This is a genomic window from Allobosea sp. BK604, from assembly GCF_004341515.1.
Lineage (GTDB): Bacteria > Pseudomonadota > Alphaproteobacteria > Rhizobiales > Beijerinckiaceae > Allobosea.
Window position 1 is genome coordinate 92,192 of the sequence record NZ_SLZF01000009.1, and the last position, 24,846, is coordinate 117,037.

Here is a 24,846-nt window from a genome sequence, read left to right on the forward strand (position 1 = left end):
TGCAGGCGGTGCGCCGGGGGGCATGGATTTCCATAGGGTGCAACCGGTGGCAGCGGGCACTAGGCTGGGCGGTCAGCCATCCCCCAGTCGGTGAAGCGGAATGCCAAGCGAGATCCTGAAACACGGCAGGAGCAGCCGGTTAATGATCGTTGTGCCTCCGCAAAAGCTGGCCTTTTTGATCGTGGTATCGGCGGCCGGGATCGCGGTCTCATCGCTCACCGGGACGATGTGCGGCTTGCTGGTTCCCATCGCGGCACTCTTCCTTTGTGTGCGCGATCGTGGAGTCCTGTTCCTGAATCTTGCCTTGGCAATCGGGTTCGCCGGGTCACTGCTTATGACTTACGTCGGTGCAGGTGCCATCGTCACCTTGTCGTGGCCGGCCTTCTTTGCCGTGGCGCTCTGCATCGGCGCCATCGTGACCACCAGGGTGTCAGCATCGCGTGATGTCGGGACAGCAGGGCTCGCGACCCAGAGCCCATCCGATAAAGGAACGTCACGACCTGCTGCAGCCCGGGCCAGTTTCGACGAAACGACCGCGGCCGATGTGGTGTCGTCCTTGAACCTTATTCACCCGGAGGACCGGCAAGCGGCGGCTCATGCGGCCGCCCGCGCCTTCTGGACTGGCGTCCCCCAGGTCACGAGACATCGGCGACGCCAGTCCGACGGCAGCTATCGTTGGACGGAAACACGCTCAGAGCCCGGATATGTCGTCAGCGTCGATATCAATGACCTGGTGACAGAGAGGGAGCCTCCACGAGCCACCGCGTCAAGCCGGTTCGTCGAAAACGAACCCGAGCCAATGAGGTCGGCGAGGGTGATCGAGAGCCTGTTCGGCGACGGATGGGCGTTCGACGCGGACGGAAGGTGGATTTACCTGCATCCGTTCGCCCAGAGCTCCCTCGGAATGACGCTGGACGACCTGAATGCTCCGTTGGAGGACGGGCATGCCGCCTGGAAGAAATTGCTTCACCCTGATGACTATGACCGGGTCGACGACGCATGGCGTCATTGCCTGCAGACTGGAGATCATTTCAATGTGGAGTTTCGCTTTCGGCGCGTGACTGGCGGCTATGTCTGGGCTCGCGCGGCCGCTCGGCCGACACGCGACGAGCAGGGTCGCATCACCGGATGGTATGGCATCGCGCTTGACGTCGATGTCTACAAGAGAACCGTGGCGGCTTTGCGCGATCGGGAACGCGAACTCTCGCATCTCGTCGACATGGTTCCGAGCCTCATCTGGCGCCTGGCGCCGGACGGCGAGCCGATTTTCTTCAACAAGCGCATGGTGAACTTTCTTGGCCTTGACGTCGTGGGCACAGATAAGCCGGGCGTGACCAGGCTGGCGGCGTTCATAGAACGCGCCGTGCATCCGGAGGACGCGGCGCTACTGAGAAAAACCCTCAGCAGCTGTCTGATTACTGGCGACAGCTTCGACTTGCGCTACCGCTTGCGCCGCGCCGATGGCGTGTATCGCTGGATGTCAAGTCGCGCGGAGCCAATGCGGGATGACGCCCGCCGTATCGTCCAATGGTACGGCCTGTGCCACGACATCGACGGTCAGATGCATGCCGAAGAGGCTTTGCGAAAAAGCGAGCGACAATTGCAGCAATTGGTCGATGCCGTACCGGCTTCGATCTGGTGCACTGCGCGCGATGGAACGCCACTCTATCGCAACAAGCGCCACGCCAATACGACGGGCGCATCTCTCAAGGATTTCACGGTGACAGGGGGCTACTCCTCCCCCTTGGCCGCCATGGCACATCCCGATGACAGGGCAGCAGCGGAACAAGTCCGCGCCAGCGCATTCGAGAGCGGTCGCTCCTATGTCGTCCGATATCGCCAGATTCGAAGCGACGGCACCTATCGTTGGACCGAAAGCAGGGCGGAGCCGTTGCGCGACGAGTCTGGCGAGGTTCTGCGCTGGTACGGCGTGAGCGTCGATGTCCATGACCTGGTCACAGCCCAGGAGGCGTTGCAGCGGAGCGAGCGGGAGTTGTCGCAGCTGGTGAACCTGTTGCCGGTCCATATCAGGCGCCTTTCACCCGAAGGCGAGACGATGTTCTTCAACAAGCGCCTGGTGGATTTTGTCGGACTGGACCTGGCTGAATTGGACAAGCTTGGCATGAGCGGATTGGCCGGAACCGTCCAGGTTCTCGTGCATCCGGACGATGCTGCGAGCCTGAAAGAGACGATCAGCCACGCCCTTGCCACCGGTGAGAGCTATGCCAACAGGTACCGCGTCCGTCGCGCTGACGGTGTGTACCGCTGGATGGAAGGCCGGGGAGAGCCGGTGCGGGATCAGCATGGCGCGATCCTTCAATGGTACGGCATTTCCATCGACATCGACGGTGAGGTTCGGGCGCAGGAGGAATTGCGCCTGGCTCGGGACGCCGTTGCCCGTGCCAGCCAAGCGGCGAGTCTGGCAGAGCTCTCGGCTTCGATCGCGCATGAGGTCAATCAACCGCTCGCCGCGATCGTGGCCAATTCGCATGCCTGCCAGCGTTGGCTCAAGACTGAACCGCCCAATCTGGAGCGCGCGCAGACCACTGTGGAGCGGGTCATCCGAGACGCCAACTCCGCGGCGGATGTCGTCGGTCGCATCCGCGCCTTGTTCAAGCAGTCCGTGGAGCCAAGGAACTATACCGCGTTCGATGGCGTCATTGACGAAGCGCGTAACCTCATGGCCGACGAAGCGGCACGGCGCCGTATCCGGATGACCATTGATGTTGAGCGCAATCTGCCGCCGATCGCATTCGATCGCGTACAAATTCAGCAGGTTCTGATCAATCTCATTCGCAATGGTTTCGATGCGATGGATTCTGTTGCCGGCGAAAAGGCGCTTGAGCTGCGCGTGCACCGGATCGGGGATGTCGTGCGAACCGAGATCCGTGATCGGGGCGTCGGCATTGAATCATCGGAGAAAATATTCGATCCGTTCTTCACGACAAAAGAGCACGGGATGGGCATGGGGCTCGCCATCTGCCGTTCGATCGTCGAGTCTCACGGCGGACAGTTGTGGACTGAGAAGAACCAGCCAAATGGCGCCGTCTTCATCTTCACGTTGCTGATCGGCCAGGCTTGAAGTGTCCTGGCGCAGGGCCGGTTTCAGAAGCGCGGGCGCGCCGGATTGAAGTCCGGCCGGTACTTGCGCATCTCCTTGGCGTCGTCGCGCACCCGGATGCCGCAATCGAGATATTGCTGGTGAAAGCGCGCCAGTGCGGTGCGGTCCAGCCGCACGCCAAGCCCGGGGCCTTCCGGCGGCGCAAGCGAGCCGTCCTCGATTCTGAGCTTGCCACCCTCGATGACCTCCTCGACCTGCCAAGGATAATGCGTGTCGCAGGCATAGGCGAGATTGGGGATCGTGGCGCCGACATGGGTCATCGCCGCCAGGCTGATGCCCATATGTGAGTTCGAGTGCATCGAGATGCCGAAGCCGAAAACCCGGCCGAGATGTGCGAGATGCTGGGTGGCGCGCAGGCCGCCCCAGTAATGATGGTCGGACAAGACGACATGAACAGCGTTCAGGCGGATCGTTTCGGGAATATGGCCGAAGGCGATCGTGACCATGTTGGTGGCGAGCGGCATCGGCGCGAATGTCGCGACCTGCCCCATCTCGGCGAGCGTCCGGGTGGGATCCTCGAGATATTCGAGCAATCCCTCCAATTGCGGCATCACGCGCCGCGTCGTCTCGACCGACCAGCCGGCATTGGGGTCGATCCGCAGGGGGTGGTCCGGAAACGCCTTGCGCAGGTGGCGGAGCGTCTCGATCTCGAAATCCGGCTCGAACACGCCCGCCTTGAGCTTGATGGAGCCGAAGCCGAACTCGCTCACCATCCGGCGCGCCTGCTCGACCATCTGCTCATGGTCGAGCGCCTCGCCCCAATCATCGGCGGGATAACCGGGATCATCCTTGTGCCGTGCGAACTTGTAGAAAAGATAGGCGCTGTAGGGCACGCGGTCGCGCAGCTTGCCGCCAAGGATGTCGTAGAGCGGGCGGCCGGTGATCTGGCCCTGGAGATCGAGGAAGGCGACCTCGAAGGCGGCGAGCGCCGAGGCGCGGGCCTTGTCGCCGGCCGGCGCGAAGGTCTGGCCGGGATTCGCGTCGTCGCCGACAGCCGCGTAGACGACGCGCGTCAGCCCGTTCAGGTCGAAGGGATCGAGCCCGATCAGGCCGGCTCTCGCCTTGCCGAGATTGGCCAGGGTCTCCAGATCGCCATAGCTCTCGCCGAGCCCGACATGGCCGTCGGCGGTTTCGACTTCGATGATGCTGCGCAGGGCCCAGGGCTCGTGCACGCCGGAGACGTTCAGAAGCGGCGGGTCGCGGAAGGCAATCGGAGTGACACGGACATCAACGATGCGCATCTGAGGCCTCGGCAGGATTGGGGGCAGGTCGGGGGCAGTGAGTTGGATCGTCGCGGGGCGAGCTGGCGACTCAGGCAAGTGGCGCGGTCGGAGGAACGGGTGCGCCGGCATATTCGAGGGAGCAGAAGCCGCCGCCCTGGAAATAGAGCGCCGGCGGCTCGTGCGTGAGCTCGGCCTCCCCGGCCATGGCCTCCTGCGTGTAGGCCTCGGCATGATCCTGGGGCCTGTAGCCCAGTCGACGGGCGACGGCATTGTCGTACCAGCCGCCGGCATTGTCCGAGACGCCGTAGACGATGGTGTTATGGATGTCGGGATGCTCCAGGCCGATCAGGCAGAGCTGGGCGAGATCGCGTCCGCTGATCCAGATCTTCAGCGTGCGGGCATTGCCGGGAATGTCGGCGGCATTGCCGATCCGGACATGCATGCTGCGGATGCCGTATTTGTCGGCATAGAGGGCGCCAACCGCCTCCCCCCAGCATTTGCTCAGCCCGTAGCGGCCGTCCGGGCGCGGCAGGACCGACTCGTCGAGGCGCTGATGCCTGGGATAGAAGCCGACGGCATGGTTGCTCGAACCGAAGACGACGCGCCCGACGCCCTGGCGTCGCGCCGCTTCATAGACATTCCAGGTGCCGACGACATTGGCCTGCAGGATGGCCTCGAACGGCGCTTCGCGCACCACACCCGCCATGTGGATCACTGCATCCATGCCCTCCATGGCCCGCTCGACGGCGGCGATGTCGGAGACATCGGCCTGTACGGCCTCCTCGTTGGCGGCAAGGGCGGCTGGAGCGACGGCATCGATTATGCGGATGCGCGTGAAGCGCGCGCCGAGTTCGTGGCGCAGTTTTCGCCCGATATTGCCGGCGCCGCCCGTGATCAGAAGGTTGCGAATGACGGTCGGCTCTTTTGGTACCATGCGTCTTCTCCCGGCTTTTGTTCTTGAGCGAATGAGTGGGCCCGATGCGTCTCCGGTTCAGCGCAGCAGGGCGGCACGAAGCCGCCCGTCGAGGGCAAAGACGCTCCCGGATGCCGGGGCTTCGGCAATCTGCTGCGGCGTCAGTCCAATCCGGCCACTCGTGACGTAGAGCAGGTCCCCGTCTTGCCCGCCGAAGGCCAGTCCGGTGGGACGCGGCACCGGCAGGGACAAGAGCCGCATGTCGGACCCATCGCGCCGCAGACGCGCCAGGCTCCAGCCATCCCAGAGGGCAACCCAGAGATGATCGGGCTCTTCCAGGGCAAGGGCCATGGGGCGGCCATCGATGGCGTCGACCCGCGCGACCAGCTCCTGGCCCGCGCATGTTCCGTCCGGGGCGATCCGGACACGGATGATCTCGCCAACATCTCTCAAGGCCGCATAGAGATGACGCCGGGCCGGGTCGATCAGGATATCGGTCGCGGCGGCCGGCAATTTCACTTCCAGAACAGGCTTCCCGGCCGCAAACCGGTACAGGCCGGGCCCGTCAGGAGAGGACGACGTCTCGCCGGTCCCGAACCAGATCTGCCCATCCGGCCCGTGGCAGGCGGACGAGATCCCGGCCAGCAATTCCAACGGCAAGGGCGGGTCCAGGGAGGCGAATTGCGCATTGCGGTCGACGGTCATGGCGCCCTTTTCCGTCGCCACGAACCAGCGCCCCTCCCCGATCGTGGTCAGGGCCAGCGCAGGTGCGGTAAACTTCGCCATCACCTCCGAGCGGGACGGAGCCCCGGATTCGCCGGCTCCCGCACGCATGATCGCAGGTGCCAGCGCATCCAGCCAGAGCAGCGAACCCGTCTGCGCATCCCAGCTCGGCGACTTTCCCAGGAAGGAACGCCCGATGGCGGCGAGCGGCACTTCCGCGCCATCGGGCCTGGCGCGCGGACGGACCCCGCCCTGCCGCCTGACGGCCTCGCCGAGCCGCCGGGCGGCGGTTGCAACCTCGGGCCCGATCTGGTGCACCCGCTCCAGCGTCATCCGATAGCAGGGGCCCGATACCGTGAAGGCTCCGAGCGGGACGTCGCCCTCGCCCGGCACGGCGGCGCTGACGCAACGAACCCCCTCCATGAACTCCTCGTCGTCGATCGCGTATCCCCGCTGCCGGAAAACATCGAGCTGCGAGCGCAGCTGGGCCGGATCCGTGATCGTGCGGTCCGTGACGCGTTCGAAGCTCATGCCACCGATCAGGGCCTCGCGCTCGGCAGGTGCGAGCGCCGCGAGATGCGCCTTGCCCATTCCGGAGCAATAGAGCGGCCGCAGGCTGCCGAGCGGAGCTCCCGTGCTGATCGGATAAAGGCTCATGATCTTCTGAATGATGATCATGTTGGTGCCGCCCGGCGCGGCGAAATAGACGGTCTCCCCGCTGAGCTCGTGAAGCCAGCGGATCTCCGTCATGGCGAGCATCGGCAGGTCCGGCATCGGCCAGACGGCCTGGGCGTATTCGAGGAACCGGAAGCCCGGGAAAAAGCCCTGCCCGCTCGCCTCGACGCGCACCAGGCCGCGCTGCTGCAACGTGTTGATGATGCGGTAGACCGTGCTGCGTGGAACGCCCAGCTCGTCGGCCAGGGTCTGCGCCCGGTGCTCGCCCGGCGAGGCGGCGATCAGATCGATCAGGTTCAGCGCCTTGCCGACGAGCCTCGTGCCGCGAATCTCGGTGACGGCACGGCCCTTCGGCCCCTCGTCTTCGGGCGCGACATCCGGTTCGAGGCTGACGAGGCGATGAGGCATGAAACGGGGGCGGCCTGTCGGAGCGGGCTGAGGCGGAGCGGGCCGCAGCTTACGCAGACACGCAATCGGCCGCAATGGACCAGTATCACGATGTGAGAATAACAGCTGCACAACGCGAGAAGTAACTCTGCTTTTCATACATAGTAAGAATGGTCGTTGACAGCCTGCGCAGCCACTCCTAGCCTTTCCGCAAGATCGGGGTTCTCCCGGCTCAGTGGGGACGAAACGTGGCAATGGTGGACGCGACGACGTCACCACTCCGTTCGGCCGAGGCCTCGCCTCACGTCCACGCCCTGACGGCGGGACGGATGCGCGCGAGCGTGAGGCCGCTCGATGGCGGGCGGCTCGCGTCACTGTGGCGGGAGGAGCCCGGGGGCGGCCGTACGGACGTGCTGGTGCCGATGCCCGAGACCGGCTTCGACCCGCTGTTCTGGCCGAAGGCCGGCACGTATCCGCTCGTTCCGTTTTCCAACCGCATCCGTGCAGCTGCGTTCCGGTTCGGCGAAACCCCGGTCGCGCTTGCGTCGCACCCGGCCGCGGCGCCACATGCGCTGCATGGCTTCTGCCAGATGCGGCCATGGACCGTGACCCGGCGCTCGCAGGCGCAGGTCGAGATGCGCTATCGGCACGTCCCGGAGAGCGCTCCGGATGCCTGGCCCTGGGAATTCGAAGCCCTCCAGCGCATTACGCTGGACGCGTCCGGCGTGATCCACGAGATCGGCGTCGAAAGCCGGGCGGCGTCGCCGATGCCGATCGGCCTGGGACTTCATCCCTATTTCGCGGTATCGCCGGGCGACCGCATCCGGTTTGCCGCCGATGCCGTGTGGAAAGCGGATGCCGACGGCTGCGGCCGGGAGCTCTTGACGCTCACGGGCAGTGCCCGCCTCCACGATTCACGTCATGGCGAGGATGAGGTCACGACCTATCACGCCGGCTGGGGCGGCACGGCATCGCTCGATCGGCGCGATGGCACGCAGGTCGTGATCGCGGCGAGCGCCCCGCTCGACCACCTCGTGTTCCACGTCCCCGCCGGCGGGCGCTACCTGTGCCTCGAGCCGGTGAGCCATGTCGCCGACGCTTTCAACCTCGCGGCTTCAGGAAAAGCGGGCACCGGCGCCCGGGTGCTGCGCGCCGGCGAGGCGATCTCGGCCAGCATGTGGATCGAGCTGGCATGAGGTGAGCCGAAAGGCGGCAGCGACCATTCTACCCAAGGCGACAAGGCCAAAAGGCCGGGCATCATCTCTATCGGGAGGAAAGCATGAGCAGGGATACCGAACACGGACCACGTCTGCGCCCAGGCCTCGATCGTCGCGACATGCTGAAGGGGCTTGCCGGCGCCACCGCGCTCTCGGCTCTGCCCGATAGGGCTTTCGCCCAGGCGGCCAAGGAAGCGCCGGCTCTCGCGAAGCTGGCGGCCGAAGGCAAGCTGCCGCCGCTGGCAGAGCGCATCTCGGCAAATCCGCTGGTCATCACGGTGGATAAGGTCGGCCGCTATGGCGGCTCGCTCAGGCGGGGCCTGCGCGGCTCGTCCGACCATAACGGCATCCTGCGCATGGTCGGCAACCAGGGCCTCGTGCGCTGGAACCTTGCCTTCACCGCAGTCCTGCCGAACGTGGCCGACAAATGGGAGGTCAACGCGGATTCGACCGAATTCACCTTCCATCTCCGCAAGGGCATGAAATGGTCCGACGGCAAGCCGTTCACGGCCGATGACGTCGTCTTCTCGATCGAGGACTGCGCCAAGAATACCGAGCTCTACAAGTCGCCCCCTTCGCCGATCGTGATCGACAACAAGGCGGGCACCGCGACCAGGATCGACGAAACCACGGTCAAGTTCACCTTCGCCAGCCCCTATGCCCTGTTCCTCGAGATGATGGCGACCCCGCTCGGGCAGCACCCGACGCTGTTCGCCAAGCACTACTGCAGCCAGTTCCACCCGAAGTACAATCCCGGCGTGGCGGAGCTGGTCAAGGCGGCGAACCTCTCCGACTGGGGCACGCTGTTCCGCAACAAGTGCGGCGATATCGAGATTCCGTCGCGCTGGGGCAATGCCGACAAGCCGACACTCGACCCCTGGGTCATCAAGGAGCCCTATACCGGCGGCGCGACGCGCGTGGTGATGGAGCGCAATCCCTATTTCTGGCAGGTCGACACCGCCGGCAACCAGCTACCCTATATCGACAGGCTCACTTTCAGCATCTCGCAGGACGTCGAGTCGCTGATGCTCGATGCGATTTCCGGGCGCCTCGACATCCAGGAGCGCCATCTCGACACGCTCCAGAACAAGCCGACCCTGTCGCAGAACATGCAGAAGGGCGGCTACCGCCTGATCGAGTTGGTCAGCTCCTCGTCGCAGCAGGTTCAGATCTACCTGAACATGACGCACAAGGACGCGAAGATGCGGGAGATGTTCGCCAACAAGGAGTTCCGCAAGGCGCTCTCGCTGGGCATGGACCGCAAGGAAATCATCGACCTCGTCTATCTCGGCCAGTCGCAGCCGCACCAGACCGGACCGCGCCCGGGCCACCCCTGGTATCACGCGGGCCTGTCCGAGCAGTTCACCAGCCACGACCCGGCCCAGGCCAACGCCATCCTGGACAAGCTCGGCTACACCAAAAAGGACGCCAATGGCATCAGGCTGCGGCCGGACGGGCAGAGGATCTTCTTCGCCATCGACGTCATCCCGACCCTGTATCCCGACGAGGTCGACGCGCTCGAACTGGTGAAGCGGCACTGGGCCGAGATCGGCGTCGACATCAAGGTCAATACGATCGAGCGCGCGCTCTACTACACGCGCGGCGACAATAACGACCATGACGCCGCCGTCTGGCCGGGACCCGGCGGGCTCGATCCGATGCTCGATCCGCGCGACTACTTCGCCCAGCACACCCAGGGCTCGCGCTACGCGATTCCGTGGGCGCAATGGTACGTCTCGGGAGGCAAGGACGGCCAGGAGCCGCCGGAGGGCCAGAAGCAGCGGATGAAGCTCTTCGATCAGGCCCGCGCCACCGCCGACCTGGAGAAGCGTGCGGCGCTCATGAAGCAGGTCTTCGACCTGACGGCCGAGGCGTTCGAGACGATCGGCATCTGCCTCGCGGTCAACGCCTTCGGCATCTGCAAGAACAACCTGCAGAACGTGCCGCAGAAATATCCAAACGCCTGGACCTGGCCCAATCCCGGCCCGGCCCTGCCGCAGCAGTTCTTCTTCGCGACCTGATCGGCGGGAGCCCGGTGGCGCCGTCGGCGCGACCGGGCTCCGCCAATCGAGACAGGCAGTGCCATGCTTCGCTTCATCGCCAAGCGCCTCCTCTGGATGGTGCCCTCGCTGATCGTCGTCAGCTTTCTCGCCTTCGTGCTGATCCAGCTCCCGCCGGGCGACTTCGTCACGACCTATATCGCCACGCTCGCCGCCTCGAACGAAGTGGTCGACCAGAACACGGCTGCCGATCTCAGGCTTCGCTTCGGGCTCGACCAGCCGATGATCGTCCAATATTTCAAGTGGATCAGCGGCATCGTGCTCAGAGGCGATTTCGGCCTCAGCTTCGAATGGCAGCAGCCGGTCGGCGACCTGATCTGGGAACGGATGGCGCTGACCCTGGTGCTGACCTTCTCGACGCTGCTCGCGACCTGGGGCATCGCGCTGCCGATCGGCGTGTTCTCGGCGGTCAGGAAATATTCGATCGGCGACTATATCGTCACCTTCTTCAGCTTCCTCGGCCTTGCCATTCCGAGCTTCCTGCTCGCGCTCGTGCTGATGTATGTCGCGGCGGTCGAGTTCGGGCAGGAGGTCGGCGGGCTCTTCTCCGAGCAGTACCTCACGGCCCCCTGGAGCATCGGCAAGGTCATCGACCTGCTGCAGCACCTCTGGATTCCGGTGATCATCCTGGCCGTCTCCGGCACCGCCAGCCTGATCCGCGTCATGCGCGCCAACATGCTGGACGAGCTCAACAAGCCCTATGTCACGACCGCGCGCGCCAAGGGCCTCTCGGAATTCCACCTGCTGGTGAAATACCCGCTCCGCCTCGCGCTCAACCCGTTCATCTCGACGATTTCCTGGCTGCTGCCGAACCTCGTCTCCGGCTCGATCATCGTCGCCATCGTGCTCAGCCTGCCGACGGCGGGGCCCCTCCTGCTCCAGTCGCTGATGAGCCAGGACATGTATCTGGCCGGCGCCTTCGTGCTGCTGATCTGCGCGCTCACGCTGGTCGGCTCGCTGATCAGCGACATCCTGCTCGCCCTCGTCGATCCACGCATCAGGCTGGAATAGGCAATGACCGACGCTGCCCTCTCATCCGTCGACAGCAAGCGGCTGGCCGTCGCCTCGCAATGGCAACTCGTCTGGTGGGCGTTCAAGCGCCACCACCTCGCCATGGCCGGGCTGGTCGTCACGGTCCTGCTCTACATCATCGCCATCGCGCCCGGCTTCTTCGCCATCAACGACCCGTCGCTGCAGAATGCGCGGGCTGCCTTTCATCCGCCGCAGGTGATCCATTTCATCGACAGGGCCGAGGATGGGAGCTGGGCGTTCCGCCCCTTCATCCATCCCTCCGTCTTCAAGCGCGATCCGCAGACGCTCTCGGCCATCTATAGCGAGGACAAGACCCGCAAGAGCTATATCCGGTTCTTCGGCACGGGCTATGAGTACAGCCTGTTCGGCCTGTTCAGCACGACCACCCACCTGATCGCCTCGGAGAACAAGGCTCAGCCGATCTTCCTGCTCGGGACGGACCGCCTCGGCCGCTGCGTCTTCAGCCGCATCATCCAGGGCACCCAGATTTCCCTCTCGGTCGGCCTGGTCGGCGTGCTGCTCTCCCTGACCATCGGGATCCTGCTCGGCGGCATCTCCGGCTATTTCGGCGGGCGGATCGATTTCGCGGTGCAGCGCGTCATCGAGTTCGTGCTGTCATTGCCCAGCATCCCGATCTGGCTCGCGCTCTCGGCGGCCCTGCCGCAGGATTGGCCGGCGACGCTCAACTACTTCATGATCACGCTGATCCTCTCGCTGACCGGCTGGGCTCAGCTCGCCCGGGTCGTGCGCGGCCGCTTCCTGAGCCTGCGCACGGAGGAATTCGTCACTGCGGCACGGCTCGACGGCGTCTCGGAAGGGCGGGTGATCTTCCGCCATATGCTGCCGAGCTTCGCCAGCCACATCATCGCCTCGATCTCGCTGGCGATCCCGGCGATGATCCTGGCCGAGACCGCGCTCAGCTTCCTCGGACTGGGTCTGCAGCCGCCGACCATCTCCTGGGGCGTGCTGCTGCGCGAGGCCCAGAACATCCGCTCGATCGCGACAGCGCCCTGGCTGTTCGCGCCTGGCGTCGCCGTGGTGGTTGCCGTGATCGCCCTCAACTTCCTGGGAGACGGATTGCGCGACGCCGCCGATCCGTACAACAAATGAGCGTCGTCGATCTCGCCACCGGCGAGGAGGTCCGCGCCGCAACCCAGGCGCCGACAATCCTCGAGGTGAAGAACCTCGTGACGCATTTCCCGGTGCGCAGCGGCATCGTCAAGGCCGTCGACGGCGTGTCCTTCACGCTGCAACGCGGCAAGACGCTCTGCATCGTCGGCGAGAGCGGCTCGGGCAAGAGCGTGACCGCGCGCTCGATCCTGCAGATCGTCGATACGCCGGGGCGTATTGTCTCGGGCTCGATGATCCTGCACCGGCCCGACGGAACGTCGGTCGATCTCGCGAAGCTGAATCCGCGCGGTCGGGACATCCGCGCGGTACGCGGCCGCGAGATCGCGATGATCTTCCAGGAGCCGATGTCGTCGCTCTCGCCAGTCCACACGGTCGGCGACCAGATCATGGAGGTGCTGCGGCTGCATCTCGGCATGGGCAAGAAGGAGGCCCGCGCACGCTGCGTCGAGCTGCTCAGGCAGGTCGAGATCCCCAATACCGAAACGGCGGTGGATCGCTACACGTTCGAATTCTCGGGCGGCATGCGCCAGCGCGTGATGATCGCAATGGCGCTTGCCTGCAATCCCTCGCTGCTGATCGCGGACGAGCCGACCACGGCGCTCGACGTCACCACTCAGGCCGAGATCCTCGACCTGATCAGGCGGCTGCAGAAGCAGCATGGCATGGCGGTGATGTTCATCACTCATGACATGGGCGTGGTCGCCGAGGTCGCCGACGACGTGCTGGTGATGCACCACGGCAAAGTGAGGGAGAGCGGGCCGGTCGACGCCATCTTCCACAGGCCGCAGGACGACTACACCCGCATGCTGATCGGCTCCGTGCTGAAGTTGGAACAGAAGGCCGAAATCCGGCTGAAGCGGGCGCCGATTGCGGAAGAGGCCCCGCCGGTTCTGCAGGTCCGGAACCTGGCGATGTATTTCGGCTCGCTGAAGACGCCGCTCAGGGCCGTCGACGATGTATCGCTGGAGGTCAGGCCGGGCGAGACACTCGGCATCGTTGGAGAATCCGGCTCAGGCAAGACCACGATGGGGCGCTGCCTGCTGCGGGTCTACGAGCCGCAGGCCGGAACGATCGACTATCGCCGCGCCGACGGCAAGGTCGTCGACCTGCTCAAGGCCGACAAGGAGACGCTGAAGGCCTGCCGGCGCGAGATCCGGATGATCTTCCAGGATCCGGTCGGCTCACTCAACCCGCGCATGACCGTGGCCCAGATCATCGGCGAGCCGCTGCTCGTCAACCGGATCGCGGAGGGCAAGGAGCTCGACGAGCGCGTAGCCGCGCTGTTGCGGCAGGTCGGCCTTGAACCGTCCTGGCGGGAGCGCTACCCGCATGCTTTCTCCGGCGGCCAGCGCCAGCGCATAGGCATCGCACGCGCCATCGCGCTCAATCCGCGCATTATCGTCGCCGACGAGGCGACCTCGGCGCTCGATGTTTCGCTGCGCTCGCAGATGCTCGATCTGATGATGAGCCTGCAGGACAAGCTCGGGCTGTCCTACGTCTTCATCAGCCACGATATCGGCGTCATCCGCTACATGTGCGACCGGGTCGCGGTGATGTATCGCGGCAAGGTGGTCGAGACCGGCCCGGCCGAGCAGGTCTGCAATGCGCCGACGCACCCCTATACCCAGGCACTGCTCTCGGCGATTCCGCGGCCCGATCCCAGGGCTCGCAGCATCCACCGCCGGCATCGCTATGTCGGCTAGTTGAACCCCGGGGCATAGCCATGAAGATCGTCGATATCAGGACCTTCCTGATGCATGCGGGTGCGCCCAACCTCAAGAGCTGGGCGTCCGACGGATCATTCGGCACGCAGCAATTCTCGAAGAACCTCACCGGCAGCCGCAACTGGCTGTTCGTCAAGGTTGTCACCGATGAAGGCATCACCGGCATAGGCGAATGCTCGGGCTGGCCGCGCGTGATCAGAACCGCGGTCGAGGACCTGAAATCGCTGCTGGTCGGTGAGGATCCGACGCATATCGAGCGGCTCTGGCAGAAGATGCAGATCGCAATCATGGGCCACGGCATGACCGGCGTGGTCGGCGCCGGCGCCATGACCGGCATTGACATGGCGCTCTGGGACATCAAGGGCAAGGCGCTGAAAACACCGGTCTGGAACCTGCTCGGCGGCAAGCTGCGCGACAAGATCCGCATCTATGGCCATGCGAATACCCCGGAGACCGCGCTGTCGCTGAAGCAGCGCGGCGTCACCGCGATCAAATGCGGAGGCGTCTCCGATCCCGTCAGGAAGGTCGCGGCGCTGCGCGAAGCGGTCGGTGAGGAGATGGACATCGCCATCGACCTGCACGGCCCGCCATGGCTGACGCCGGCCGATGCGACGCAGGTCTGCCGTGCCCTCGAACCCTTCAAGATGATGTGGGTCGAGGATCCGATTGCGCCCGACAATCTCGACGGCTACCGCCGTATCCGCGACCACTCGGCGGTGACGCTGGCGGCTGGCGAGCGCATGGCGACGATCTTCGGCGAACGCGAGCTGATCGAGCGCGAGCTGATCGATGTGGTGCAGCCCGACACCGGACGGGCCGGCGGCATCACGCAGCTCAAGAAGATCGCGGCGATGGCGGAGGCGCATCACATCATGCTGGCGCCTCATTCCGGCTCGCTCGGGCCGGTCGCGGAATATGCCGCGCTGCATCTGCTCGCGAGCTGCCCGAACGGCCTGATCCTTGAGCGCATCGAGGACGATTGGGATGGCCGCGCCCAGACGGTCATCCCGCACCCGACCTCGCGCGACGGCTATCTCGACGTGCCCGACCGCCACGGCCTTGGCGTCGAGATCGACGAGGATTTCGTCGCGCGATGGCCGAGCGAGATGAACGTCTCGATCCCTGTGACGGAGGGCGCCGGCTCCTATGCCGAGGGCACCTTTCACGAGCATGTCTATGTCCAGACGCGCTGGAAGCGCGGCGTCTATTTCAAGGGTTGAGCCTATGAAGATCGAGCGCCTGCGGGCCTATATGTCGCGCGACAAGGATCGTCCCCGCGTCGTTGTCGCAATCGACACCGATGACGGATTGACTGGCTGGGGCGAGTGCTACAATCACGGGCCCGACAAGGCGTTGCTGCCGCTGCTCGACTATCTGTTCGAGTTCATCCGCGGCCAAGACCCGCGACGGATCGAATACCTGATCCTCTATCTGTTGCAGCAGAGCCGTTTCCCGCCCGGCGCGCTCGGGCTGGCGGCGATCTCGGCCATCGACCACTGCCTTTGGGATATATCGGCCAAGGCGCTCGGCGTTCCCGTCTATAGGCTGCTCGGCGGCAATGTCCGCGACCGGGTCCGCGTCTATGCCGGCGTCTATACCGCGCCGGACCCGGCCATCGCGCGCGATGCGCTCGATGCGCTGAACGAGCAATGGGGGCTGACGGCGTTCAAGCTCAGCCCCTACCGGATCGACATGCATGCCCATCGCTGGGGCGAGGTCGTGCGCACCAGCGCCGAGTATTTCCGCGCCCTGCGCGAGACCGTGCGTTCGGATTATGAAATCGCCTTCGACGCCCATGCCAAGATCTTCGAGGTCGGGCAGGCGATGCAACTCGGCAATGCGCTCGCCCCCTATGATCCGCTCTTCTTCGAGGAGCCGCTGCGGCCCGAGAACTTTGAGGCCTGGGGCGAGCTCAAGCGCGGACTGAGCTGCACGCTCGCGACCGGCGAGTCCCTGTACAGCCGGTTCGAGTTCCTGCGGCTGCTCTCGGTCAAGGGCTGCGACATCATCCAGCCCGATATCTGCGTCGTCGGCGGCCTGCTGGAGATGCGAAAGATCGCCGCCATTGCCGAAGCGCATTACGTGACCATCGCGCCCCATAACCCGATGGGACCACTGGCCACCGCGGTGAACCTGCATTTCTCGGCGGCGCAGCCCAACTTCCGGATCCTCGAGTACCGGCTCCCGCATGGCCCCAATTACGCCTTCGGCGACGGCAGGGGCGATGCCAATGCGCAGCCGGATCGCTCGCAGGGGGCATGGTACGTCAAGGACCCCTATTTGCCGAAGGACGGCTATCTCGACTTGCGACCCGACCGCCCCGGCTGGGGCGTCGAAATGGACATGGACGTCCTGGCCAGGGAGGACTACGTCCACTGGGAGCGCAAGGTCCCGCGCCGCCCGGACGGCTCGACAGCCTATGCCTGATGCGGCAGGCGGAAGGGTGACGGGTCCGGGTTGCAGCGCGGTGCTGAACCGGGCCTGGCTCGTTAGAGCATTTTCGAGCGAAGTGGCTACCGGTTCGCGTGAAGAAAATGCGACAAAACAAAAGCCTAGAGTATTTTCGCGATCCGAAGAAACGCGGAAATGCTCAAGACCACGCTGCGGAAAGCATATGTCCCGGGCGGCGGCGTGCGGCCCGGGATGTCTGATGTCATTCGCGGCTTACTTCGACGGCTTGCCGTCCTCCGACCAGGCGTCCCAGAACGAATAATAGGAATAGGCGCTCCATTCGTGCAGGCCGTGGATCTTCTTGTTCCAGACGCCGAGAATGCCGATCTCGACCAGCCAGATCATCGGCTCGTCCTGGGCCAGGACACGCTGGGCCTCACGATATGCCTGCGTCCTCTTCTCGGTCGACGAGGTGTTCTGGCCTTCGAGCATCAGCTTGTCGATCGCTTCGCTCCTGTAGCCGGCGCCATTCGTGAAATTGACCGGGCGGATATTCGTCGACACGTAGAGCCGCGACACGTCGATGGCGGGGTCGGCACCCGTCGAGAACGTGTGCAGGAACGTGTCGTACTCGCGCTTGCTGTAGACGCGATCGAGCATGACGTTGCGCTCGACGAGCTGGATCTCGACTTTGACGCCGATCTGCCCGTACTGCTCCTTCAGGATCTCGGCGGTCTTGCGGTTGAATTCGACGCCGCCATCGGCGGTCAGGCGCAGGCTGAACCGTGTCCCGTCCGCCTTGACCGGATAGCCGGCCTCGTCGAGCATTTTTGCCGCCACGGCCGGATCGAACTTGTAGAGCTCGACATTCGGCTCATAGGCCCAGCTGCTGGAGGCGATCGGTCCCGTGGCGGGCTTGCCGATGCTATAATCCGCCCGCTCCGCGATCAGCTGCTTGTTGGTGGCATAGGCCAGCGCGCGGCGGACGCGCACATCCTTGAGGATCGCATTGTCCTGGTTGAAGGTCAGCATCGCGATCGAGGCGAGCGACTCGAAGCCCTTTTTCGTCGAGGTCAGCTTCGGATTCTTCAGCAGGCGCCCGGCCGCCGAGGACGGAACCGACTCGTAGGACAGGTAGTCGATATCGCCGGACTCGAGCGCAAGGACGCGGCTGGAGGCGTCAGGAATGACCTGGAAGATCAGGCGATCGAGATGCGGCTTGTTCGCGTCGTAGAAATCCTTGTTCCGCTCGAGGGTGATGTGCGAGCCCTTCTTCCATTCGGCGAACTTGAACGGGCCCGTTCCGATCGGCTTCGAATTGTAGGGATTGCTGCGGATGTCCGTGCCCTCGTAGAGGTGCTTGGGCAGGATGAAGAAGTCGTAGCCCAGAGCGTTCATCAGCGGGCCGAACGGCGTCTTCAGCCGGATGATGACGGTGTTGTCGTCGGGCGCATCGACCTTGGAGATGATGCTGCCATAGGTCGAGCCACGGCCATGCAGCGGGATGATGACGTTCTCGATCGTGAACTTCACATCCGCCGAGGAGAATGGCTGACCGTCATGCCATTTGACGCCCTTGCGGAGGTTGAACGTGTAGCTCAGGCCGTCATCGGATACGCTCCAGGTTTCCGCCAGGTCCGGAACGGGCTCGAACTTGAAATTGAGCCTGATCAGCATGCTGAAGACATTGCTCGAGACGGTCTTCTCGAGGAGATTCGCGCTGATCGCGGCGTTGAGAATGCCGGGCTCGCCGGCGAGCCCGACGATCATCGCGCCGCCGACGCGCGGCTTCTCCGCCTGCGCCGAAGCCGGCGAATGGCTCAAGAGCGTGACGCAGACGAGCAGCGCCACAGCGCGGAGCACGCTCCTGAAACTCAATGCTGGCATGTGAAACCTCCCGAAGGTCCTTGGCGTGTCGGCGTCTTGCGCTTCTTCAGCGGTATCTGACCGGCTTCGCTCTTGCCGGCAACAGCTTTGCCGACACTTCGACTATGTGCTGTCGGCCCGATAATGTCTATGCTTAAAGGGTTATGTCTATATATCAGAGGTCGCGCCCGCGCCTTTTCGATGCGGTTTCGAGCATCGCCATCCAGCCGCTCGCCCGATGTGGCGGCCAGCACAGGCGGGCTGGCGCATCGGCCCGAAAAGTGGCTTGCGGTTTTCGGAAAAGCCGATGCGAAAACACGAAGCTGGATCATCGGACCGGATACGACAATCAGGTCCGATGATCCAGCGGCGAACGAAGCGCCTATTCCGTAGAGTGACCGCCCTATTCCGTTGAAAGACTTGGCGAAAACCGCGCGATCAGCTCATGCGCGTTTCCAGGATAGGTGAGCCGCACCTGGGTCAGGCCCTGCTTGCGACGCCATGTCCGCCGTTCGACGACGAGGCAAGGGCTCCCCTGCTCGACATCCAGCTGCTCGGCTCCTTCCGCCGACGCGGCGATCGCCATGATGCGGTGCTCGGCCGATGTCCACGGGATGGAATTTTTCATCCAGGTGCCTGGCGGCTCGGTCTCGAACCGCTCGCCTTCGGCCTCCGGAACGCCGTCCAGGCTGATGACGCGCTCTTCGAGGCAGAACGGCGTATCGCGGGCGAAGTGACGACAGGCCAGATCGAGGACATAGGCGTTCGGAGGCAGGTTGAGAGCCATGCGCTCGGCCGAATTCGCGCGCCGCTTGCGCCTCGCCGTGATGTCGAAGCGGTAGGGCGCTCCGAGGGCTGATACTTCCGCCCTGATGTCCATGATCTCCAGCACCGCATGCTGGGTATGGGGCTGCCGCACGAAGCTGCCGGCCTTGCGGCGCCGCTCGATCAGCCCGGCGCCGGTGAGCTGGGTCAAGACCTTGCTCACAGTCATGCGCGAGCAGTTATAGCGCTCGGTCAGCGCCTGCTCGATCGGGATCCGATAGCCCGGCGGCCACTCGCCCGACAGGATCGAGCCTTCTATGTCTCTCAGGATCCGCTCATGAAGAGAAACGGCCTTCATGGAACATGCCTCGTGCTGACCTCGAGAGCCGATTGAGCCACTCCGAACCTATCCAATCCGCTTTCCCTCCAGCCTGCCAAGCAAGGAGCGGTCCAACTGATCCTGCGTTCGAGCGGCGGATAGGCTGGCGCGCGCTTCGGCAGGATGCAGATGGGAGGCACCCGGCTTCCCCGCGGGATCATGCTGCCTCGAAACGCTCAGCCTTGCACAATATAGGCACCTTCAGCGCGAACATCATGGTGAGCTCGCTCCGTGGGGGTCATCGAGGTCACGATGCCGGCGAGGAGGTGAGCGAGCCCGGCCACGTCATCTGCCGACGCGCAGGTCGTCGCCAGCCTTTGCAGCGAAGCGACTGCCGCGCCGTCATATGAGGCGCAGACGGCCGCGAACCTGCGCTCGACATCGGAGACGGAGAGATTGCTGAGCGGTTCCGCTCCCTCCTGCCTCGTGCCGTCGTCCCAGGTCAGGGTCACGCGGGCAAATCTTGGCGGAAGCGACGGGTCCCCGCCGCTATGGATAAGGGGATACCACTTGCCCACATCCGGATCGCTCAACCAGGCCGCGGGCGGGCGGACCTGCTCGGCCGGGTAGCCCGCCAGAACCAATGCGATGGCGAACTGCACGCTGAATTTCGCCGCGAGCAGATTGCCGGGCTCCCGCACCGAGACGAGCTCGGCGGTCGGTGGACACAGGACGGCATCCACGCGTCGGAGATGGTGGAGTGGTCGCTTCGCCGCCGCCAGCAGGGCCTTCACGCCTTCCAACGGCTCGAAGCAACCCAGGCAGAATGGGTAGCGCTTGAAGATGTTGCGCAGGATCGACCAGCGCTGGCCGAGGTCGTGAAGGCCGTAGCGATCTTTCGCGTCCAGACCGTCGCCGCCGTCAGCTTCGGCATCCAGCGCGTTCAGGAAGCCCTTCTGGCCGTCCAGGCTCGCCGGCGACGCCTTGAGGCCGAGCCCGGCCAGCCTCGCGGAACGCACGGCCCTCTCGGCGGCAAAGCCCGAATGCATGTGCTTGAGGCCGATCGCCTCGGTGCTGATGCCTTCCCAGAGCCCGCTCGCCGAGGTCGCGGCGATGCCGATCGCATTGCGGATCTGGTCGCGCGAGAGCCCAAGGACGACAGAGGCGGCCGCAGCCGCGCCGATCGCACCGCATGTCGCGGTGGTGTGAAAATAGCGATAGTGGCTAGGCCCGGCGATGACGCCGAGGCGAACGGCGACGTCGTAGCCGACCGCAATCGCGGCGAGCACCGTGTCGAAAGGCACCGGGCGGTAGCGAGTCGCCGCGATCGCAGCCGCCACGACGACGGATCCCGTATGCAGCGACGTGTCGAAATGCACGTCGTCGATCTCGTCGACGGTGGATGCAGCGCCGAGGCAGAGCGCCAGCTGTTCACCCGACAGGCCGGTCGCATCGGCGGGGAGATAGGCTCGCAGCAAGTCTCCGGTTTCGCTTCTCAGGCCGTAGAGCACCGCATGGAGGTGATCGATGAAGCATAGTCGTGCACGGTCGCTCACGTCCTTCGGCAGCGGCCGGCCGGCGCTGTCATGGCAGAATTGAGCGAACGCGGTAGCCAGGGACATCAGGAGCGCTCCCGTCGATAGAATTCAGTCTTCGCCGGCTTCGAGCCGCCTTGAAAAAGATAATGGCCGCGCTCGTCCCGTCACGGGCGCGCGCTGGCCGCGCCGGTCTTCCTGCGCCGGAATCACCGCCTGTTTCCGTTCTGGCGTGGATCGAGCAAGTCGTTGAGGCCATCGCCCAGAAGGTTGAAACCCAGGGTCGTGATCAGGATCGCGCAGCCCGGAAAGACGGCCATCCACCAGGCCTGAGCCAGGAAGGGCTGCGCGCTGAACAGGAGCTGGCCCCAGCTGATCTTGTCCGGGTCGCCCAATCCCAGAAAGCTGAGATTGGCCTCGGTCAGGATGGCGCTGGCGATTTGCAGCGACGCATTGACGATGACGGGCGGCAATGCGTTCGGCAGGATCTCCTTGAAGATGATCCGGACCCGGGAGGCTCCGGCGACCTCGGCGGCGGCAACGAAATCCGTGCTGCGCAGACGGAGGAATTCCGCCCTGACGATGCGCGCCGTACTCGGCCAGCTCAGGATTCCGATGACGATGACGATCTTGGTCAGGGACGGGCCGAACAGGGCCACGATCAGGATCGCCAGGAAGAATTGCGGGATGATCTGGAAACCTTCCGAGACCCGCATCAGCAATTCGTCGGTGACGCCGCCGGTATAGCCCGCGACGGAACCGATGAGGATGCCGATGATGCAGGAGCAGATCGCCGCCGCGAAACCGACGATCAGCGAGACCTGGGCGCCGCGCGCCATCCGGACGAACATGTCGCGGCCCAGATCATCCGAGCCGAAGATGCAGCCCGGGCCGGGCGGGCAGAACGCCTCCGCGCCCATCTCCGAGCCCGAGCCGGCGAGCAGCGGCCCGATGATCGCGATCGACAGCGCGATCAGGACGACGGCCAGGCCGACGACGGCGGATGGGCTGCGCTGAAGGCGAGACCAGAATTGCGACATAGCCGGCACGGTCCGTTCAGCTGTAGCGAATGCGGGGGTCGATGAGCGCGTAGAGAATATCGGTCACCAGGTTGACCAGGATCACCGCGACGGTCGCGCACAGGATGATTCCGGTGATCAGCGGGTAGTCCCGCGCCATGACGCCGTCGTAGAGCAGGCGGCCCATGCCTGGCCACGCGAAGACGACTTCGACCAGGACCGATCCGGTCAGCATCGTGCCGAAATCCATGCCGACGATCGTGATGACCGGCAACAACGCGTTCGGCAGCGCGTGCGTCGACAGCATGGCGCGTTCGCTGAGCCCCTTCGCGCGTGCCGTCGTCATGTAGTCCAGGCGAAGCACCTGCATCATGCTCGATCGCGTCATGCGCATGCTGAGCGCGACGAAGCGCATGCCGAGCGCCAGCGCGGGCAGCGCCAGGTGCAGGGCGATGTCGAGCACTTTCCCCCAGCCCTCGGTCGGGTTCCGCAGGTTGAGCATGCCCTGCGTCGGGAAAAGCCCGAGCTTGAGGGCGAAGACGATGACCAGCAGCTGACCCAGCCAGAACACCGGCACCGACCAGCCGAACAGGCCGATGCCGCTCAGCACCAATCCCGCCCGCGAGTTCGGATAGCGCGCGGCCAGGACCCCCAGAAGGATGCCGATGCTGATGAAGAGGATCATCGCCGGCACCATCAGGATCAACGTCGCCGGCAGCCGGTCGATGATCAGGGACGCGACCGATTCCTGGTACCGGTACGACATGCCGAAATCGCCGGTCAGGATCTTCGATACGTACAGGTAGTACTGGACGCCGAGCGACTGATCCAAACCGTATGCGCGCTTGAGCTCGGCGAGTTGGGCGTCGCTGAGGTCCGCGTCGCCCGTGATGAAGTTCAGCGGATTGCCCGGCGCCAGGTGAACCATCATGAAGACGGCGCTCACCACGATGAACAGGGTCGGAACCCCGAACATGACCCGCCGCAGCACGAAGCCGAGCAATCCAGGGCTACCCGAGGACATCTCTATTCTGCCGCGAGGATGGCATCGATGGCGGCTTCGAGATCGGCGCCGGCCTTGTCCAGCCTGGCGCTGAGCGCGGCGCCGGCGCCGCGATCCGCCGCGATTGTCTCGCGAGCCTTCTCGAGCTGATGCGCTACCTGGTTCGGGGCCGGCGAGCCCTCGACGAAATGGCGAGCCTTGAGGGAAAGCTCGGGATCCAGCGCCTCGGTGATGTGCTGCTGCGAGATCGTGAGCGGCTGTCCGAGCACTTTCTCCGCGATTGCGGAAATATAGGCCGGATCGATCTCGGCCGGGCTGATATTCTGCTCGATGGTTTCGCGCACGAGATGGGCGAGCACCTGATGCGCATCGCGCCAGGAGAGTCCGCCATGCTGCGTCAGCGCGGCGGCCAGATCGGCCGCCTGGGTCCAGCCTTGCGAGGCGCTGTCCCTGAGGCGCGCCGCATCGAACCGGACCGAGCCGACGATGCCCGACAGCATCTCGAACATGTCCTCGGCGGTCTCGCGCGCCTCGTAATAGCTCCACGGCGCCATCAACGTGTCTTCGAGGCCGTCGGACTCGGTCTTCAGCAGCGAGAAGATACCGCCCATCTTGTTCAGCTCGACCGCCGACTGCCCCCTGATCCAGGCGAGGGCCCAAGAATTCTTCTTCTGCGGCATGATGCTGCTGGTGCTGCAGTAGCGGTCGTCAAGTTCGGCGAACTTGATCGTGCTCATCGTCCACAAATAGAGATCGCTGGCGACGCTCGCCGCATTCGAGATTGCGATGGACAGCAGCGAATGGGCGTGGAGCAGGCTGTCGAGATTGATCACCGCGTCGCGCGTGTTGATCTGGACCGCGTCGAAACCCAGCAGGGCGGCGGTCCGGGCGCGCGAGATCCGGAAGGGCGAGCCGGTCATGATGCCGGAGCCGGCCGGGCTTTCCGCCACCTCCTCGAACAGCGCCAGGGCACGCCGGACATCGCGCGCGAACGGCGCTTCCCAGGACAGGAGGACATGACCGAGCGAGGTGCATTGCGCGTGCTGGCCGATGCTGAAGGCCGGCATCACGGTATTCACATGCAGCGCCGCGACATTCACCAGGCTTTCCCTGAGGTCGTTCAGCTTCGCGACGAGCCGGGGAATGCTCCTGCGCAGATTGAAGCGCCAGGCCACGGCGTCTAGATCGCCCGAGCTCCGGCCCATGTTGATCCAGCCTGCGCCCGTCGAGCCGAGCGTCTCGGTGAGGAACGCCTCGCCGGAGTGGCGGCCGCCGCCCATCCGGTCACGGACGGTCTCAATGCCTTCCGCCTCCATATTGCGGAGGCCGCCGAGCAGGCTGCGGGCGATGTCACGGCTGATGAGGCCGCCTTCGAGAAGGGCGATGGTGTGGGCCTTGTCGAAGCTGTGGAAGGCCAGATAGCTGTGCCGAAGATTCGTGATCGAGCCGGGATAAAAGCGCTTCTGAAGCAGCGGATCGACTTGCTTCGTCAAGCGCGCGCCAACCTGGCGAACGACATCGGCCAATGGTCTTCTCCCTTTCGGCATAGTGCCCTAGCGGCAGGCACTGGATGTCGCATATCCCAGATCGCCTGACGCTAGTCATAATTATTATTGTATATACATATTGAGGGCTCCCAAACCTGTCAAACCTGGCGGGCTGAAGACGATCGTTCCGTCGAGGGAGCCGTCGGGCCGGAGCTTCGTCCCCGCGGATCGCCGTGCCATCCGTCGCGCCCCGCA

17 protein-coding genes are annotated in these 24,846 nt (G+C 64.7%); 8 read left to right on the forward strand and 9 right to left on the reverse strand.

Features of this window, described 5'->3' with window-relative positions:
• Window positions 1–100: 100 nt before the first annotated feature.
• Complete coding sequence (locus EV560_RS25610) at window positions 101–3,082, forward strand: PAS domain-containing protein (protein ID WP_248312207.1); 2,982 nt, start codon at window positions 101–103, stop codon at window positions 3,080–3,082.
• Window positions 3,083–3,105: 23 nt separating this feature from the next.
• On the opposite strand, the gene EV560_RS25615 is transcribed toward EV560_RS25610, so the two are convergent.
• The 3 genes from EV560_RS25615 to EV560_RS25625 form a co-directional block, all read right to left on the reverse strand.
• The gene (locus EV560_RS25615) at window positions 3,106–4,362 is read right to left on the reverse strand and encodes a glucarate dehydratase family protein (protein ID WP_131858669.1); all 1,257 of its coding nucleotides are present in this window, start codon (window positions 4,360–4,362) and stop codon (window positions 3,106–3,108) included.
• A gap of 70 nt (window positions 4,363–4,432) precedes the next feature.
• The gene (locus EV560_RS25620) at window positions 4,433–5,254 is read right to left on the reverse strand and encodes an NAD-dependent epimerase/dehydratase family protein (protein WP_131858877.1); all 822 of its coding nucleotides are present in this window, start codon (window positions 5,252–5,254) and stop codon (window positions 4,433–4,435) included.
• An 81-nt stretch (window positions 5,255–5,335) separates the two neighbouring features.
• Window positions 5,336–7,063 (reverse strand): IclR family transcriptional regulator domain-containing protein, encoded by a 1,728-nt coding sequence (locus EV560_RS25625; protein WP_165923615.1) that lies wholly within the window; start codon window positions 7,061–7,063, stop codon window positions 5,336–5,338.
• 233 nt (window positions 7,064–7,296) lie between these two features.
• Between EV560_RS25625 and EV560_RS25630 the strand changes: the two genes are divergently transcribed.
• From EV560_RS25630 to EV560_RS25660, 7 genes are all read left to right on the forward strand, one after another.
• Window positions 7,297–8,238 carry an aldose epimerase family protein gene (locus EV560_RS25630; RefSeq protein ID WP_131858671.1) on the forward strand — a complete coding sequence of 314 codons (942 nt, stop codon included), beginning with the start codon at window positions 7,297–7,299 and terminating at the stop codon, window positions 8,236–8,238.
• Between the two features lie 83 nt (window positions 8,239–8,321).
• Window positions 8,322–10,280, forward strand: coding sequence for an ABC transporter substrate-binding protein (locus tag EV560_RS25635; RefSeq protein WP_131858672.1), 1,959 nt, complete (start codon window positions 8,322–8,324; stop codon window positions 10,278–10,280).
• Between the two features lie 63 nt (window positions 10,281–10,343).
• On the forward strand, window positions 10,344–11,330 hold the full coding sequence (locus EV560_RS25640) for an ABC transporter permease (protein ID WP_131858673.1): 987 nt from the start codon (window positions 10,344–10,346) through the stop codon (window positions 11,328–11,330).
• A 3-nt stretch (window positions 11,331–11,333) separates the two neighbouring features.
• On the forward strand, window positions 11,334–12,461 hold the full coding sequence (locus EV560_RS25645) for an ABC transporter permease (protein WP_131858674.1): 1,128 nt from the start codon (window positions 11,334–11,336) through the stop codon (window positions 12,459–12,461).
• Window positions 12,458–14,185 (forward strand): ABC transporter ATP-binding protein, encoded by a 1,728-nt coding sequence (locus EV560_RS25650; RefSeq protein WP_131858675.1) that lies wholly within the window; start codon window positions 12,458–12,460, stop codon window positions 14,183–14,185. The genes EV560_RS25645 and EV560_RS25650 overlap by 4 nt, the downstream gene beginning before the upstream one ends.
• Window positions 14,186–14,205: 20 nt before the next feature.
• Window positions 14,206–15,426: a mandelate racemase/muconate lactonizing enzyme family protein gene (locus EV560_RS25655; protein ID WP_131858676.1), complete on the forward strand. Its 1,221-nt coding sequence runs from the start codon at window positions 14,206–14,208 to the stop codon at window positions 15,424–15,426.
• A 4-nt stretch (window positions 15,427–15,430) separates the two neighbouring features.
• Window positions 15,431–16,633: a mandelate racemase/muconate lactonizing enzyme family protein gene (locus EV560_RS25660; RefSeq protein WP_131858677.1), complete on the forward strand. Its 1,203-nt coding sequence runs from the start codon at window positions 15,431–15,433 to the stop codon at window positions 16,631–16,633.
• Window positions 16,634–16,870: 237 nt separating this feature from the next.
• Here EV560_RS25660 and EV560_RS25665 read toward each other — a convergent pair whose 3' ends face one another.
• From EV560_RS25665 to EV560_RS25690, 6 genes are all read right to left on the reverse strand, one after another.
• A complete protein-coding gene (locus tag EV560_RS25665) occupies window positions 16,871–18,484 on the reverse strand; it encodes an ABC transporter substrate-binding protein (RefSeq protein ID WP_131858678.1) in 1,614 nt (537 codons plus the stop codon).
• A 382-nt stretch (window positions 18,485–18,866) separates the two neighbouring features.
• Window positions 18,867–19,586 (reverse strand): histidine utilization repressor, encoded by a 720-nt coding sequence (gene hutC, locus EV560_RS25670; protein ID WP_131858679.1) that lies wholly within the window; start codon window positions 19,584–19,586, stop codon window positions 18,867–18,869.
• Between the two features lie 197 nt (window positions 19,587–19,783).
• The gene (locus EV560_RS25675) at window positions 19,784–21,169 is read right to left on the reverse strand and encodes an MmgE/PrpD family protein (protein ID WP_131858680.1); all 1,386 of its coding nucleotides are present in this window, start codon (window positions 21,167–21,169) and stop codon (window positions 19,784–19,786) included.
• Between the two features lie 122 nt (window positions 21,170–21,291).
• Window positions 21,292–22,122, reverse strand: coding sequence for an ABC transporter permease (locus tag EV560_RS25680; RefSeq protein WP_131858681.1), 831 nt, complete (start codon window positions 22,120–22,122; stop codon window positions 21,292–21,294).
• Window positions 22,123–22,138: 16 nt separating this feature from the next.
• The gene (locus EV560_RS25685) at window positions 22,139–23,104 is read right to left on the reverse strand and encodes an ABC transporter permease (RefSeq protein ID WP_165923616.1); all 966 of its coding nucleotides are present in this window, start codon (window positions 23,102–23,104) and stop codon (window positions 22,139–22,141) included.
• 23 nt (window positions 23,105–23,127) lie between these two features.
• A complete protein-coding gene (locus tag EV560_RS25690) occupies window positions 23,128–24,597 on the reverse strand; it encodes a lyase family protein (protein ID WP_165923617.1) in 1,470 nt (489 codons plus the stop codon).
• Between the last annotated feature and the right edge of the window lie 249 nt (window positions 24,598–24,846).

Coding starts and splice junctions, on each gene's coding strand:
- EV560_RS25655 (WP_131858676.1), top strand. CDS start 14,206: ATGAAGATCGTCGATATCAGGACCTTCCTGATGCATGCGGGTGCGCCC.
- EV560_RS25635 (WP_131858672.1), top strand. CDS start 8,322: ATGAGCAGGGATACCGAACACGGACCACGTCTGCGCCCAGGCCTCGAT.
- EV560_RS25645 (WP_131858674.1), top strand. CDS start 11,334: ATGACCGACGCTGCCCTCTCATCCGTCGACAGCAAGCGGCTGGCCGTC.
- EV560_RS25640 (WP_131858673.1), top strand. CDS start 10,344: ATGCTTCGCTTCATCGCCAAGCGCCTCCTCTGGATGGTGCCCTCGCTG.
- hutC (WP_131858679.1), bottom strand. CDS start 19,586: ATGAAGGCCGTTTCTCTTCATGAGCGGATCCTGAGAGACATAGAAGGC.
- EV560_RS25660 (WP_131858677.1), top strand. CDS start 15,431: ATGAAGATCGAGCGCCTGCGGGCCTATATGTCGCGCGACAAGGATCGT.
- EV560_RS25625 (WP_165923615.1), bottom strand. CDS start 7,063: ATGCCTCATCGCCTCGTCAGCCTCGAACCGGATGTCGCGCCCGAAGAC.
- EV560_RS25615 (WP_131858669.1), bottom strand. CDS start 4,362: ATGCGCATCGTTGATGTCCGTGTCACTCCGATTGCCTTCCGCGACCCG.
- EV560_RS25630 (WP_131858671.1), top strand. CDS start 7,297: ATGGTGGACGCGACGACGTCACCACTCCGTTCGGCCGAGGCCTCGCCT.
- EV560_RS25650 (WP_131858675.1), top strand. CDS start 12,458: ATGAGCGTCGTCGATCTCGCCACCGGCGAGGAGGTCCGCGCCGCAACC.
- EV560_RS25680 (WP_131858681.1), bottom strand. CDS start 22,122: ATGTCGCAATTCTGGTCTCGCCTTCAGCGCAGCCCATCCGCCGTCGTC.
- EV560_RS25665 (WP_131858678.1), bottom strand. CDS start 18,484: ATGCCAGCATTGAGTTTCAGGAGCGTGCTCCGCGCTGTGGCGCTGCTC.
- EV560_RS25610 (WP_248312207.1), top strand. CDS start 101: ATGCCAAGCGAGATCCTGAAACACGGCAGGAGCAGCCGGTTAATGATC.
- EV560_RS25675 (WP_131858680.1), bottom strand. CDS start 21,169: ATGTCCCTGGCTACCGCGTTCGCTCAATTCTGCCATGACAGCGCCGGC.